Source organism: Evansella vedderi (assembly GCF_030813435.1).
Classification (GTDB): Bacteria; Bacillota; Bacilli; order Bacillales; family Salisediminibacteriaceae; genus Evansella; species Evansella vedderi.
Map to the genome: position 1 here is coordinate 119,893 of NZ_JAUSUG010000002.1, position 14,940 is coordinate 134,832.

At 39.9% G+C, this 14,940-nt stretch carries 11 protein-coding genes; 2 read left to right on the forward strand and 9 right to left on the reverse strand.

Annotation, left to right across the window (positions count from 1 at the left end; translation table 11 throughout):
* The first annotated feature begins 205 nt into the window (after positions 1-205).
* Positions 206-1,789, forward strand: a complete 1,584-nt coding sequence (locus tag J2S74_RS02960) for a SpoIID/LytB domain-containing protein (protein ID WP_307321644.1) — start codon at positions 206-208, stop codon at positions 1,787-1,789.
* A gap of 105 nt (positions 1,790-1,894) precedes the next feature.
* Here the strand turns inward: J2S74_RS02960 and J2S74_RS02965 are convergent, their stop codons facing one another.
* The 8 genes from J2S74_RS02965 to J2S74_RS03000 form a co-directional block, all read right to left on the reverse strand.
* Complete coding sequence (locus J2S74_RS02965) at positions 1,895-3,061, reverse strand: serine hydrolase domain-containing protein (RefSeq protein ID WP_370875952.1); 1,167 nt, start codon at positions 3,059-3,061, stop codon at positions 1,895-1,897.
* Positions 3,062-3,541: 480 nt separating this feature from the next.
* A complete protein-coding gene (locus J2S74_RS02970) occupies positions 3,542-4,987 on the reverse strand; it encodes an aldehyde dehydrogenase family protein (protein ID WP_307321648.1) in 1,446 nt (481 codons plus the stop codon).
* A 17-nt stretch (positions 4,988-5,004) separates the two neighbouring features.
* The gene (locus J2S74_RS02975; protein WP_307321650.1) at positions 5,005-5,745 is read right to left on the reverse strand and encodes an SDR family NAD(P)-dependent oxidoreductase; all 741 of its coding nucleotides are present in this window, start codon (positions 5,743-5,745) and stop codon (positions 5,005-5,007) included.
* A gap of 38 nt (positions 5,746-5,783) precedes the next feature.
* Positions 5,784-6,866, reverse strand: a complete 1,083-nt coding sequence (locus J2S74_RS02980) for a tartrate dehydrogenase (RefSeq protein WP_307321652.1) — start codon at positions 6,864-6,866, stop codon at positions 5,784-5,786.
* Between the two features lie 405 nt (positions 6,867-7,271).
* Positions 7,272-8,495 carry a M20 family metallopeptidase gene (locus J2S74_RS02985; RefSeq protein ID WP_307321653.1) on the reverse strand — a complete coding sequence of 408 codons (1,224 nt, stop codon included), beginning with the start codon at positions 8,493-8,495 and terminating at the stop codon, positions 7,272-7,274.
* Positions 8,496-8,517: 22 nt separating this feature from the next.
* Positions 8,518-9,972: a sodium/pantothenate symporter gene (gene panF / locus J2S74_RS02990; RefSeq protein ID WP_307321655.1), complete on the reverse strand. Its 1,455-nt coding sequence runs from the start codon at positions 9,970-9,972 to the stop codon at positions 8,518-8,520.
* A complete protein-coding gene (locus J2S74_RS02995) occupies positions 9,969-10,256 on the reverse strand; it encodes a YhdT family protein (RefSeq protein ID WP_307321656.1) in 288 nt (95 codons plus the stop codon). The genes panF and J2S74_RS02995 overlap by 4 nt, the downstream gene beginning before the upstream one ends.
* Positions 10,257-10,273: 17 nt before the next feature.
* A complete protein-coding gene (locus J2S74_RS03000; RefSeq protein WP_307322290.1) occupies positions 10,274-11,614 on the reverse strand; it encodes an aspartate aminotransferase family protein in 1,341 nt (446 codons plus the stop codon).
* Between the two features lie 222 nt (positions 11,615-11,836).
* On the opposite strand from J2S74_RS03000, the gene J2S74_RS03005 reads away from it, so the two are divergent.
* Entirely contained in the window at positions 11,837-13,045 is a 1,209-nt protein-coding gene (locus J2S74_RS03005; protein WP_307321659.1) for a PucR family transcriptional regulator, read from the forward strand.
* Positions 13,046-13,090: 45 nt separating this feature from the next.
* Here the strand turns inward: J2S74_RS03005 and J2S74_RS03010 are convergent, their stop codons facing one another.
* Positions 13,091-14,353 carry an FAD-binding protein gene (locus J2S74_RS03010; RefSeq protein ID WP_307321661.1) on the reverse strand — a complete coding sequence of 421 codons (1,263 nt, stop codon included), beginning with the start codon at positions 14,351-14,353 and terminating at the stop codon, positions 13,091-13,093.
* Between the last annotated feature and the right edge of the window lie 587 nt (positions 14,354-14,940).

The following is a 14,940-nucleotide window of genomic DNA, read 5'->3' on the forward strand; positions in this document are numbered from 1 at the left end:
AAGGGTGACTCCCCTTTCACCTAAAAAATGTGATAGATATCTTTGTTATGAAATGCCACTACCTTTGTCAAATGTACAACTTTCTAATCAGGTCTAAAATACCAATTTAAAATCTATCAACAAATTTAAAAGAATATTTTAATATTTTATGTTATTATTTAAAATATAGTTTTAATATTTTAAAATTTAAAGGAGGAATTTCATGATGAAGATAAGTAAAATTCAAAAGGTTTTTCTAATTTTTATTCTCGTAAGCGCTACCATACTTCCGGGCATTGGGTTTGCTGAAACATCAGTGGAAGAACCAGAAGTTCGTATTGGGGTAATACCAACAAGTGAAAGCATGCAACTTGGAAGTACAGGTGATTTTACCATTTCTGATAAAAATACAGGGATGGAATTATTTGCAGGGGCAAATGAAGATGTTACTGTAGCTTTAGAAAGCACCTCAGAAATTGAGACTTTCTTTAGACTACAAACAGCTTGGTCTTCCAATCAAGCCGTTGTGGAAGACTGGTTACAGCTTGCTCAATCACATGGCTATCCTACTTATCTTGAACCCCATTTAAACGGATGGCGCTTAATCATTGGTGAGTTTCCACTTAATGCTTCTTGGGGGGAAAGGGAACAATTTAGACAAGAGGTAATTGAAAAGGGACTTGCTGGTCCTGATGCTTTTTGGAGAGAAATAACGCTGGTGGATGGGGAAACAACGATTCGGATTTCCAGTGGTGATGAAGAGGTCATTACATCAAACCCTATTAAAATCCATTCCGATAACAATCTAGTTCGATTTAATGGAAGTAATTATCGTGGTAATGGCGAAGTAGTTTTTAATAGTAGTGGTACTTTAGCTGGAGTTAACATACTACCTGTGGATGATTATGTACTAGGGGTTGTACCTCATGAATTGCCACCTGACCCATTTGGCGGTATGGATGCTATTGAAGCACAAAAGGCACAAGCCATTGCGGCACGTACGTACGCATTAAACAATTTAGGTAAGCACAACAATGATGGGTTTGACCTGCTGCCAACAACAGCCGATCAAGTATATGGTGGCTACGACTCTGAACATCCCATTTCTACAGAAGCTGTTCGTGATACGAGTGGTATTGTAGCTACATATGAAGGGGATTTAATTTCAACTGTATACCATTCTACAAGCGGTGGATTCACAGCTAACAATGAAGACATTTGGAATTCCCCAGCAGTTCCTTATTTGCGCGGTATTCCAGATGCGGAGAGAGGAAGAGCTGCTGAGAACGTTCCTTCATTAGAAGTATTTAAAAACAGCGCCAATGCCACCTCCCTTCGTGCAGCAAAAGAAGGAGACTTTGAAGCTGACTGGTCCAGATATCACCGTTGGACAATTGATTGGACGGCAGAAGAAATTACTCAAGTGCTTAGCAATACGTTTAACACAGATGTAGGACAAGTATTAGAAATTAATGTTTTAGAACGTTCTGATTCAGGACGAGTCTACGAAATTGAGTTCGTCACGGAAAATGGTACATTCTATGAAAAGAAAGATCAGATTCGCTGGGCATTACAATATATTAATGCAAGCGGTAATGAAAGCCCTCTATTAAGTACCTTATTTTATATTGAACCAATACAAGACCCAAGAACAAAAGAGGTTATTGGTTTTGAAGCCTACGGCGGTGGCTGGGGACATGGTATCGGAATGTCTCAAACTGGTGCTGTTGGTATGGCTGTAAAAGGAGCTTCCTTTGAAGAAATCTTAAAACATTATTATCAAGGAATCGAACTTGAATTATACTATTAAAATCTAAGAAAAGGGGCAGCCCCACAGTCACAGTGATGATACGGGTGCTGCCCTTTGCCATTCAAGGCTATCTTAAAAGACTAATATGACAAAACATAACTCTAATTAACTATTCAGTGCCCCATAGATAACATTCCTTAACCTTGGTTGGTGATAGGCTTCGAAGTTGGGCATCATTTGCTGCATGTATACGGCAGAGAGTTTTTCCTTTGGATCCATTAGCGTCCAGGTTCCGGCTAGTCCAGACCAGCCAAATTCCCCTATAGAGCTATTACTTCCACCTAGTGCTGGATTCATCATCGTTCTAACACCAAGGCCGTATCCATATCCAGCAAGATAAGGCCATTTATAATAGGATAGCTGCTCTGACTGTAGATGATTCGTGGACATTAATTCTACTGTTTTTCTACCTAAAATCTGAACCCCATCCAGTTGTCCACCATTAGCTAGCATTTGGGCGAAGCGACTATAGTCACCTAGTGTAGATAGAAGTCCCGCTCCCCCACTCTCAAAACTAGGTTGGAAACGACTATCCATAACCGTATTTTTCTTCAGATTACCCTTTTCGTCTCTATCATATAATGTGCAGAGGCGGTGTTTTTTCTCCTCTGGTATTTGAAAAAATGTATCCTGCATCCCAAGGGGTTCAAATATTTCTTCCTTCAGAAATCCACTAAATACTTTCCCAGAGACAACTTCAATGAAGGCCCCTAATACATCGTGACTCAAGCTATAACGCCATTGAGACCCTGGGTCAAATACTAGAGGAATGGAAGCTAGTTTTTTCGAAAGGTCCCGGACAGTAAATTTTTCTCCCTGTTCTTCTTTCTTTCGCAAAGAATCCATTGCCTTTTGAACCTCTCGCTCTGTCTCGTCTCCGTTCCCTGGGTAAGTTAAACCTGAGGTCATGGTAAAAAGATCTTTGACCAGAATAGGTCTTATGGCAGGAGAGGTGTAGATCTCCCCATTGGCATTTTTGTGAAAAACAGTTGAATTTTTAAACTCAGGTAAATATTCCTCTAACGGATCATTGAGGAGAAATAGTCCCCGTTCATATAGCTTCAACGCTGCTGCACAAGTAACGACCTTCGTCATGGAATAAATTCGATAGATCGTATCGGCGTCTATCTCCTTCCCCGTTTCCAAATCTGCAAATCCAACATAATCCTCAAACACCTTTTCTCCGTGATATGTAACCGACAACGAACAACCAGCTGGGCCTTTTTCAACAAAGCTTCTTAATAATGGACGTAGTTTATGTAAGCCTTCCAACTGCTTTCCACCCCTTATTGTTAAGAATTTCAATGCAAAATCAATCATATGATTGAACTTACTATGGGCTTATTTACCAACTATCTTTATAGAAATAAATTATACAATACCTAAGAATTAAATAGAATAGTTAGTTCTTCGAATCTGCAACCGCTTACGAGTTGGTATTCAAAGAGCAGCTTTCATCAAAATAAAATGCCCACAGCTTTTGTGGGCATACTTACTTGATTATTATGAGCTAATTATCTTAGATGTTTTTTTACTACCAATCTCATTTCCTACTCTTACTCCTTCTGAGATTGCTTCTTGCATCGTTCTTGGAGCTATACTACTCCAATAAGATGAATAGCAAGGTTTTTCTTCTTTTATAGTTCTTCCCTTAATTTATTGTTGGAAGTGCGATATCCAACGATTTCTTTACCTATAATAAAGATAATGTAGCAGCCTTAGAAAACAGCGCCGAAACCATCCACCTTTTTCCTAATCATATTTTAAAGCCACATTTTTAAGCTGTGTATAATTCCGAAGGGCTTCTAGACCTTTTTCTCGGCCGAAACCGCTTTTTTTGTAGCCCCCGAATGGCATTTGAATTCCTCCGCCAGCTCCGTAATTATTAATAAATACTTGTCCTGAACGAACTTTACTTGCTACCCGGTGTGCCCGCTTCACATCGGTTGTCCAAATCCCAGTTACTAAACCATATTCCGTGTTGTTTGCCAGCTGAATTGCTTCGTCTTCCGTTTGAAAAGAAAAAACAGCCAGCACTGGACCGAAAATTTCTTCTTGGGCAAGTAAGCTTTGAGGATCTACTTTATTTACAACTGTGGGAAGAAAATAAAATCCACCTTCATTTTCTTCTACCAATATTTCCTTACCACCGGTTAATATATCAACCTCATCTTCCTTAGCTTGCTCTATAAAACTCTTCATTCTCTCGAACTGTTTTTGGGAGACAATCGGGCCTATATCAGGATCTGACAAACCAGGCCCTACAGTGAGTCCTTCCAATTTTTCTACAAGCTTTCCTACAAATTCTTCTTTAATAGATTCATGGATAATCAGCCTGGAGCCTGCAGAACAAGTTTGCCCTGCATTTTGAATAAGCGATTTTACTACCCACTCCAACGCGGCATCTTGATCACAGTCAGCAAAAACAATATTTGGTGACTTCCCTCCTAATTCGAGGGTGACTGGTACAACATTTTTTGCCGCTGCCATCATAACAGTTGTACCCGTTCCTACTGATCCAGTGAATGTAATATGGTTAATATCTGGGTGGGAGCTTAATGCTGCTCCTACCTCGTACCCATAGCCAGTTACAACATTAAAAATTCCCTTTGGTAGATTTGTTTCTGCAAAGATTTCTGCTAGTTTAAGAGCTGTCAACGGAGTATCCTCTGCCGGCTTAACGACGACAGCATTTCCTGTAACAATAGCCGCTGCAACACTTCGGGATGTAATCTGTATTGGGTAGTTCCATGGAATAATGTGAGCAGTTACTCCAACAGGTTCTCGGACAGTATAGTCTAAGATCCCGTATTCTATTGGAATTGTTTCTCCCAAGATCTTATCTGCCATTCCTGCATAGTATTCGAAATACCTCGCTGCCGCTTCTACATCTGCATATGCCTGGGATAACGGTTTGCCTACATCTAATGTTTCTAGATGAGCTAGTTCCTCTTTTCTTTCTCGTATCTTTCCTGCCATCTCATAAATGATTCTGCCTCTTTCATGTGGCTTAAATTGCTGCCAAGTTTTTGATTCAAAAGCAGTTCTTGCAGCGTTTACTGCCTCATGAATATCTTGCTCATCCCCTTCTGGAACTTCAGCAATAGCTTCCCCATTAGCGGGATTCGTAATAGTCATTTTTTTACCCGTTCTACTTTTCTTCCATTCTCCAGCGATATACATTTTTAACTTATCCATCTATATCTCTCCCTTGCCTACAGTCCTCTTCCTCCATCTACATGAAGAACTGCCCCAGTGACCATTCTCGCTTCCTCTGAACATAGGTAAACAGCAGCATTTGCAATATCAATTGGCTGTATCAATTCTCCAAGTGGCACACTATTCTTAAATACATCATCTTTCACCTTCTCATGTTCTGTACTATCCCCTACAAATTGCCCGAGCATCTTTGTATCACTAGGGCCCGGGTGAATCACATTTACTCGAACTTGATCGTCAGCCAGCTCAATTGCCAACGCTTGGGAGAAGGATACTGCAGCTCCCTTGGAGGCGATATAAGCACTTAACCCTGGGCGTGGGCGAACAGCGGAAATGGACGCAACATTTACAATAACCCCTTGCTGTTTCTTTAAGTAAGGGACAACTGCTTGATTTGTTAAAAATAAAGTTGTAGCATTAATGGACATCATTCGATCCCAATCTGAAAGAGTTAGTTCCTCAATAGGAGTTAACTTTTGGGCAACTCCAGCTATATTCACTAACCCGTCAATTTTACCAAAGGTTTCATAAGTTTTTTTTACAAGAAAAGCTACATCCGCTTCCTTCGTTAAGTCACCTTGGACAGGAAGAAAGTTTTCTAGCTGTTCTTGCAAAGAAGAGACATGTAAATCACTCCCCACAACGTTAGCCCCTTCCTCTAAAAAACGCTTTACCGTTACGCTCCCCATCCCTCCTGCAGCACCAGTAATAATAAATGTTTTCCCTTGTAATCTCATTCTCTATCTCCCTTCAGAAAAAACAGTTGATTAATCCATCATTTATTCAAAGAAGTATGAACCGTTAATTCTTCAATAATTGCCTCTCCCATTTCCATTGTTGTTGCTGAACCTCCTAAATCCGCTGTTAGCACTTCTCCCCTTTTCAAAACCTGTTCAATAGCCCGGATAATCATTGTAGATAAATCATCTCGTCCAAGGTGCTCCAGCATCATTGCTGTAGACCAAATTTGAGCAATCGGGTTTGCCTTACCCGTTCGGGCAATATCAGGAGCAGAGCCATGTACTGGTTCAAACATGGAAGGAAACTCTCCAGTAGGATTTAAATTGGCAGACGGTGAAATTCCTAGTCCCCCTACTAAAGCAGAACCTAAGTCTGATAAAATATCACCAAACAAATTCGATGCTACAACCACTTCAAAAGATTCTGGTCTCATAACAAAATAAGCGGCTAATGCATCTATGTAGTTTTGTTCAAGGGTTATTTCAGGATAAGAGTCCGCAACAGCCTTTACAGCTTCATCCCAAAGCTTCATAGAATGCACAACAGCATTAGACTTAGTAGCACTGGTCACCTTTGTTTTCCCATGTTTCTTAGCATATTCGAAAGCAAAGGAGGCAGCACGCTCCGTTCCTTTACGAGTGATCACGGTATTTTGAATGGCCATCTCTTGATCCATTCCACTATAAAGCCTTCCTCCGCTGTTCGCGTACTCCCCTTCGGCATTTTCTCGGACGATAACAAAGTCAATGTCACTTTTTACATCATCGTATCTTGTTTTTATCCCAGGCAGCTTTTTCACTGGCCGTAAATTAATATACTGCTGAAACTGTTTTCTTATGGGCATAATTAATTCCCAAACTGTAATGTCATCAGGGACTCTTTCATCCCCTATAGCACCGAATAAAACTGCATCATAGTTTTTTAAAATTTCTAATCCGTCTTCCGGCATCATACGCCCATGCTTCAAATAATAATCAGAGTTCCAGTAAAAGATATCGGCATGGTATTGAAACGTGGAGTCTTGATCCTTTAAGACTCGAAGAACTTTTAGTGCCTCGTTCATTACTTCCGGGCCTATTCCATCCCCTGGAATGACAGCAACTTTATAACTAGCCATACTTATATCTCCTTCAATTTCGTTTAATGTACAATATTTAGCTCACCATATGGAATATGGAGGTTGATCAAAAGTAAAGCTGTTTTCGTATAAATTGTTGTTTTCAATAACTCGAAGAAGTGAAAGGCGGCGACTCCAGCGGGAAAAGCAACATTGCTTTTTATGCGACGAGTAATCGCAGGAGCAGCTGAAGACACCGCAGGGAATTTCCCGAGGAGGCTGAAGCGTTGCCCGCGGAACTAGGACGGTGACATTACGCCGTTGCCCACAGGACGTGGGCTGCCTTTAGGCGTAATTGATCCGCCTGTAACGGATTCGAGCAATATACTGTAACTTATCAAAAAGCAAAAATTTTTAGAATACAGCCAAAAGTAATGGCCAACCTCTTAATCAACCTCTATGAAACTACTTTTTATTTAAAAATCGTAATGCTGCCGTTCGATAGATTTCTGTTGTTTCTGCTAGCTCATCCACATCAACATACTCGTTAATTTGATGGGGGACCTCCCGATCTCCTGCCCCTGTTGTAACGATAGGGACACCAGCTAAATGGAGAAATGTTCCATCTGTAGCACCAGGTACACCATTATAAACCGGTTCCTTACCTGTCACCTCTTTATATGCCTCTGCGATTGCTTTCACAACAGGTTCTTCTTTACTTGTTTCTGTCCAAGGACGGTCTTCAAGCACTTCTAACTCTGCTTTGAAATCTGAATCATTCTTTGCCAACCGGTCAAAAATATATTGAATTTCTTCCACCATTTCTTCATGATCTTGCCCTGGTACCGTTCGAATATCTAACGCTGTCATACATTGATCTGGAACTACGTTAATTTGCGCCTCCCCCTTCACAGGAGATTGAACAATCGTAGGGGTAATACTTGGCCACCCTAACATTGGGTGACAGCCTAACCGCTCCTTTTCCCGCTGTTCATATTGATCTAGTTCACAAATGATTTTTGCCATCCGTGTATTGGGGTTGACACCGCTTAATGGCATTGCCCCGTGTGCCATTTTTCCATAAACCCGGATAATCATTCGCATTGCACCCTTTTGGGCAATACAAACTTGATTTTCTTCTGGTTCACAAATAATCGCACCGTCCACGTTATTTGCCCAGCCATTTTTTATAAAGTGTTTAATCCCAATCATCAGGCCCTCTTCATCACATGGGATACAAAGAATAATCTTTCCGCTCCACTCCTCCTTATCCCTTAGTAAAGAGTGTGTTGCCGTGATCATGCAGGCTAAGTTCCCTTTCGTATCATTCGTTCCTCGACCATACATGCGGCCGTCTTTAATGACAGCCCCAAAGGGATCATCATCCCATGCCTCGTGATCTCCCTCTGTTACCACATCTGTATGCCCTTCAAAAAGTAAGGTAGGACCTGGTTTTCCAGAATCAATAATTCCAATAACATTAGGTCGCCCCGGCTCCACTTCCTCAACATGCACTTCTATATCTAAATCTCGTAAATATTGGGAAACAAATAAGGCTACCTTTTCTTCATTTCCCCCTTCCACACCTGGACGATAAACACTAGGGATTCGGACTAATTTTTGCGTTAATTCAATCACTTCTTGACGATCTCTTTGTCTTCTCTTAATATCAATTTCTTGTGTTGGCATGCCTATCTCCTCTCTCTTAACGTTAAGCTTGCAGCTGATTTGTATTTGAATATGAATTCTGTTTTGTCATGAGGCTCACAATAACGAAAGCGATCAATGAGAATAAAATTGGGAAGACTACTGAATGTACCCCCAGCATATTAGGGGCGTAATTGTGAATGATAATATAAGAGCTGACACCCACCAATGAAGAAGCAACCGCTCCATACTGATTTCCCCGCTGCCAATATAGTCCCATAATCACTGGCCAAATAAAGGCTGCCTGCAACCCGCCAAAAGCGAACAAGTTTAACCAGATTAATAAATCAGGAGGACTTAAAGCCATAGAGAAAACGAGTATCCCTAAAACAGTTGTTACAACAAAGCTCACTCGCTTCACTTGTTTTTGTGATGCTTTTGGCTTGATATAGTTTACATAAACATCCTTCACAACTGCGGAGCTCACAAGCAATAACAATGAGTCAACCGTTGACATAATTGCAGCTAGCGGTGCAGCTAACACAATCCCAGCAAGCCAAGGAGGCAGCACTTCCATAGCAATCAACGGCATTACAGAGTCTCCTACTTCAATACCTGGGATAATCGGACGGGCAAAAACCCCTATTAAATGCATGCCTAACATGATGAATCCAACAACGATTGTCCCTGTAATGAGGGCTCGATGCATGGCACGGGAGTTTTTATAGGACATGGCGCGGACCGTTACTTGCGGCAAGGCAACAACCCCTACCCCAACTAAAATCCAAAAGGAGGATACATAAGCTGGTGTTAATCCCCCATCATGTCCATAGGGAGAAACAAGGTTCGGGTTTTCTGCAACGAGATCAGACATGATATTCCCTATCCCGCCACCGGCAATGATCGTTCCAATTAAAATAATTAACGTACCACCAACCATAACAACCCCTTGAATGGTATCCGTTACGGCAACTGCTCTAAATCCACCGATGATAACATAAATAAGAACGGCTATAGCAAAAATAAATAGAGCAGAGGTATAGTTAAGACCTGTTAACGATTCTATTAATCTAGCTCCCCCCACCCATTGGGCTGCCATAGCGGAGAAAAGGAAGATAATAATACTAAAAGCGGAGATTAATGCAACGGACTTACTATTGTTATAGCGACTCCTCAAGAAATCTATCAATGTAACTGCCTTATATTTCCGGGCATAAATAGCAAACTTTTTTCCAAGAACCATTAACGTGAAATAACCTGTAGCAACTTGTGCCATGGCCAAGAGAACCCAGCCTAGACCTTGTGTGTAAGCTACACCTGGGCCGCCGATAAAGCTGCTGGCACTTCCATATGTAGCAACCATGGTCATCGCGAGAATAAACCCGCCAAGCTCCCGGCTTCCTAAGAAGTATTCCTGTAAAAAATTGTTTGAAGCTTTTATATATCGAGAGGACCAGAATCCAACAACAAAAATGGAAGCAACGAAAACAATTAGTGGTATGACAACTGGCCAGTTCATTTAGACTCCTCCTCATCTTCTACGTCAAATGAAACTTCTTTAAAGAATCCTTTAACAATGATTATGACTAATGCAACCATAACGAAGAATCCAAGGACACAGCTGTAGAAAAACCAAGCAGGCATCCCTAAAACATAGCTGTATTCCTCCACAGGAGCAGATCCTAAACCGTAGGCAAACCCAAACCACCAAAGAAAATTAAAAATAACAAGTCCTACACCAATTAATGCCTCACGATTAGCAATTTTAAACCGCGGATCATTTTGATCAATTTGATTATTCATAAGCTTCGATCTCTCCTTTATGTTATTAATACTTCTTTAACCGCTTTTTTTACAGCACTTATGATGGTATTTAATTCCTCTTTCTCAATACAAAGTGGCGGAGCTAATGTTAACACGTTGTTGAATCCTGCTACCGTATCACCATTCTTCCCAATAATGACTCCTCCTTCCTCCTTACAATGTGTAATAAGTTGATTGATACAAGCAACATCGATCGGCTTTCTAGTCAACTTATCCTCTACAAATTCAATCCCCATTAACAATCCCTTACTGCGAATATCCCCTACATTTGGATGTTGATATAACTCCTTCATTTCTTCCCCTAAATAATCTCCTGATTTTTGAGATTGTTGAACCATTTGTTCCTTTTCTAGAAGTTCTAAATTTTTTATCGCTAATGCACAAGCTGCCGGATTTCCCCCAAACGTATTAATATGGCGGAAATGTTCGTATTGCTCTGAACGAGAGAAAGCATCGAAAATCTCCTTTTTTACAGCTGTAGCAGCAAGGGGAAGGTACCCACTTGTTATCCCTTTCGCCATTGTAATAATGTCTGGCTTAATGCCTTCATGCATAAATCCAAACTTTTCCCCCGTCCTGCCGAAACCACAAATAACTTCATCAATAATAAGGAGAACACCATGACGCTTACATATTTTCTCTACTTCTTGTAAATATCCTTCTGGAGGAATTAACACTCCTCCTCCTGTAATCATCGGTTCCATTATTACTGCTGCAACAGTTTCGTCCAATTCCCAAGTTAGGGTTTGATCGATCATTTTTGCACATTCAAAATGACAGCTTTCTGGCTTTTCATTCATCGGGCAGTGATAGCAATCTGGGGGAACAGTATGGATAAAGCCATTGGCTAATGGTTCATACTTATACTTCCTTTGCGCTTGACCGGTTGCCGCTAAAGCCCCCATTGTATTCCCATGATAGGAACGATATCGAGACAAAATTTTATATCTCCCAGACTCTCCCTTTTGGTGGTGAAATTGCCGAGCAATTTTAAAGGCTACTTCATTCGCTTCTGACCCACTATTGGAGAAGAAAATAACGTATTCACCATCTAGCCAGTTATTTAATTGTTCCCCTAACTCAATAGCTGGAACATGGCTATGGGACATAGGATAGTAGGCCATTTTTTTCATTTGCTCACTTGCAGCATCCACCAACTCCTCACGACCATACCCAATGTTAACACACCACAACCCACTCATAGCATCAATGTATCGGTTCTGTTCAACATCTTCTACCCAAACGCCTTCTGCTTTCTCTACAATTAAAGGTCGAAAGGACGAATTCTTTTTTCCCATTGCATGCCATATATATTGTTGGTCTTTTTCTAAATACATTTCAGACGTTTCTTTCACTCTTTTTCCCTCCTCGTTCCAAAAATAGAGTATATCTTTCTTTTACTTTGTAAAAACTATGCTCTCTTTTTCATTTCAACTTAAATTCAATATACAGAATATTTTAAATATATACTATAATGAAAGTACTTTCACATCATTAGACAAAACATGAAAAGATAATTTATCCTGTTTTACACTTTGTCTAAAAGGGGAGTGAATTGGTTGTCATTTCAATCATTAATCACTGTAAAAGATTTGTTAAGGAGACCTCATTTCCAAGAAGCTGAAATTCTATCAGGCCATCAAGGGCTAAATCGTAACGTGAAGTGGGTCCATATTTTAGAAGTAACAGAAGTAGGCTCCCTTTTAAATGGAGGAGAGTTAATATTAACAACAGGAATTGGCTGGAAAAATAATGAAGACATTGGCGTGAAATTTGTGGAGCAGCTTATTGAATCTGAAGCATCAGGGATGTGCATTGAACTAAATACATACATAAATGCCCTTCCAGAGAAAATTATTTCCATTGCAAATAAGGCAAATTTCCCAATTATCGTTTTTCATAAACAGGTACGTTTTCTTGATATTACAAAGGATTTATATGAATTTTTGCATTTTCCTAACGATAAGAAACAAATGAATATTTGTTTTACAAAACTTTATGAAAATACAATTGACCCTGAAATCCTTGTAAAAACATTTACATATCTGTTTGAATCTATTGAGAATTGGCAAGGGTATGTTACTTTATTATCCTCCTATTCAAACAACCTTGATTTATCTAAATTAAATCGATTATCCTTGCTTGCAGAAGAAAATAACCTTGAACTAATCTGGTGTTTTATGGAAGAGTATTCCCTTTATATACTCATTTGGATCGATAAAGATCATCACCATAATCATTTTTCTACCAAAATAAATAAAATCATTAAACAGTGGAAAAGGAAAGACTATCTCTTTACTGTCGGCAGTAGGTTTTCAACTTTACCTGAAATAATAGAAAGTATGAAACACGCAAAGGAAGCCTATGACATATGTTATACACAACAACTGGACGGGATCATCTTCTATAATGATTTACACTGTGATAAACTTTTCTACCATTTCGATCAAAGTGAATTACTGCAGGAATGGATTATACAATATTTGTCTCCCCTAATGGAATATGACAAGAAAAATAATGGCCAGCTCCTTCAAACATTATTATCCTATTTAGAATGCCAAGGCTCCAAAAAAGAAACAGCGGATCAATTATTTATAGTAAGACAAACACTCTACCATCGGCTAGAAAAAATAGAAGAATTACTTCAGGACAAATTAAATGATCCACAGAAACGATTTGCTGTTGAATTTGCAGTCAGGGGATACTTTTATAAAAATGAACGGGGAGGAAAAAGAGGGTATGAAGGGTATTTAGGGGAAGCCCCTTAAATACCCTGATGTTTAAAAATTAACGCTTCGTAATACGTTACGGTATTATCCAAAGATGTATTTATCCAAAAACTTATTGCGAAACTTTCCTTGTGGGTCATAGTGCTGAAGTAATTGTTGAAAGTCCGGCAGCTTTTCATATAGCCCTTGGAGATGCTTTGGTTCCATAGTAAATAACTTGCCCCAGTGTGGGCGTGCTTGGAAAGGTGAAAGTTGTTCTTCTATCTTCGGTAACAGCTTTTGAACGGAATCCCAATCATCTTTCCATGTAAAGTGAATAGCAACGGACTTTTGCTTGTAACAGGAGCTCATCCAAAGATCATCCTCCGCAATGGTTCGCACCTCAGAAACATGCAGGTGGGGAGCTATTTCCTCCCCCAATTGAGCTACTGCACTTAGGGCATCATACGCATGTTGACGAGGGAAAATGTACTCACTTTGTAATTCCTCTCCACTACTTGGTGTGAAATCCATACGGAAGTGAGGCAATCGTTCATGCCATTCTCCTGTCACCCCCAACTGTTCCGTACAATTCACTGCTTCAGACCCTGGTACTGGATTTACCTTCGTCGTCGCTATGGTTGCACCAAAAAACTCAGGCTTCTCCTCGAAGGATATTCCCTCTGTTAACTTGTGCTTCAGCCACACTTGGTTAAAGGTTTCTTCCCGCCAGTCAGTAAATAGGCTAACACTATAAGCACTAGAGGTGATGTCCTCAAAATGACCTTTTACATTGGAAAGGGGCAGATTTTCATAGACATCCTGTCTCATCTGAAAGGCTGGGATGACATCCAGAGTTAGTTTGGTAACTACGCCTAGTCCACCTAGGCTGACAGCAGCTCCACCCATCAATTCAGGGGAATGATCTCGCGAAAAATGAACCACATCTCCTTTAGCAGTAACAAATTCCATTTCACGTACGGATGTAGCAAGGATATGATTTTCATCACCGGAACCATGGGTTGCCGTAGCACAAGCTCCTGCTACGGAAATATGCGGTAAAGAAGCCATATTCGGAAGTCCGTATCCATTTTGGTGAAGATACTGACAAAGGTCACTGTATTGAATCCCCCCTTCTACTGTAACCGTTCTACGTTCACGATCCAACTCCAACACCCGGTTAAGGTTACCAAGGGAGATATGATCCTCCGTCGTGTCTGCAATGGCATTGAAGGAATGACGTGTACCCAGTACCTTTACCTTGTTCGAGCGAGCTACCAATTGTTGTACTTGTTCCATACTCTCAGGTTTATGTATCCGAGCAGCACTGTATTTAAAATTACCAGCCCAATTTCGTTGTTCTTCCATCATTATCTCTCCTTTTAGGGTTGATTATATCTATTCTTTTACCAAATAACTAGTTTTGGCACAGATAAATTCCCTTTCAAAATATCCTATACCTTTCGTCTAACTATAAATATACTATTCAACACACCCGAGCCAACTTCCTCTAAAGACATTAAGCCGACTTAACAATATAGTTTGTAGCCACAGTATTTTGAAACTTAACAAGTACAAACTAGCTTTCCAGAGGTCCTAAAGTGTTTCATAGAAGAAAAGTGGGAAGAATATTAATATACCGACGAATGTTCTATTTATATCGGAAAGAATTTGTTATAATGGAAAAAAATGTTCTGGAGAGATTAAAAAAGGGGAAATATTAATTGGAACAGCAATTAAATGAATCAGTTGATAATGAATAAATACCCTTCTGACATTGTGTACTATTGTTATGCACCATGATTCAGGAGGGTATTTCTATGTTTTTTATATTACAAATAGTAATGTCATTTATTTAATAAACTGACTTTTGCAGTTAAAATGAATAAAAAACAGCCAAACCCCTTATGACTGTTCGGGTTTTGGCTGTTTTGGTTTGTCAGGATGTTGTAGTG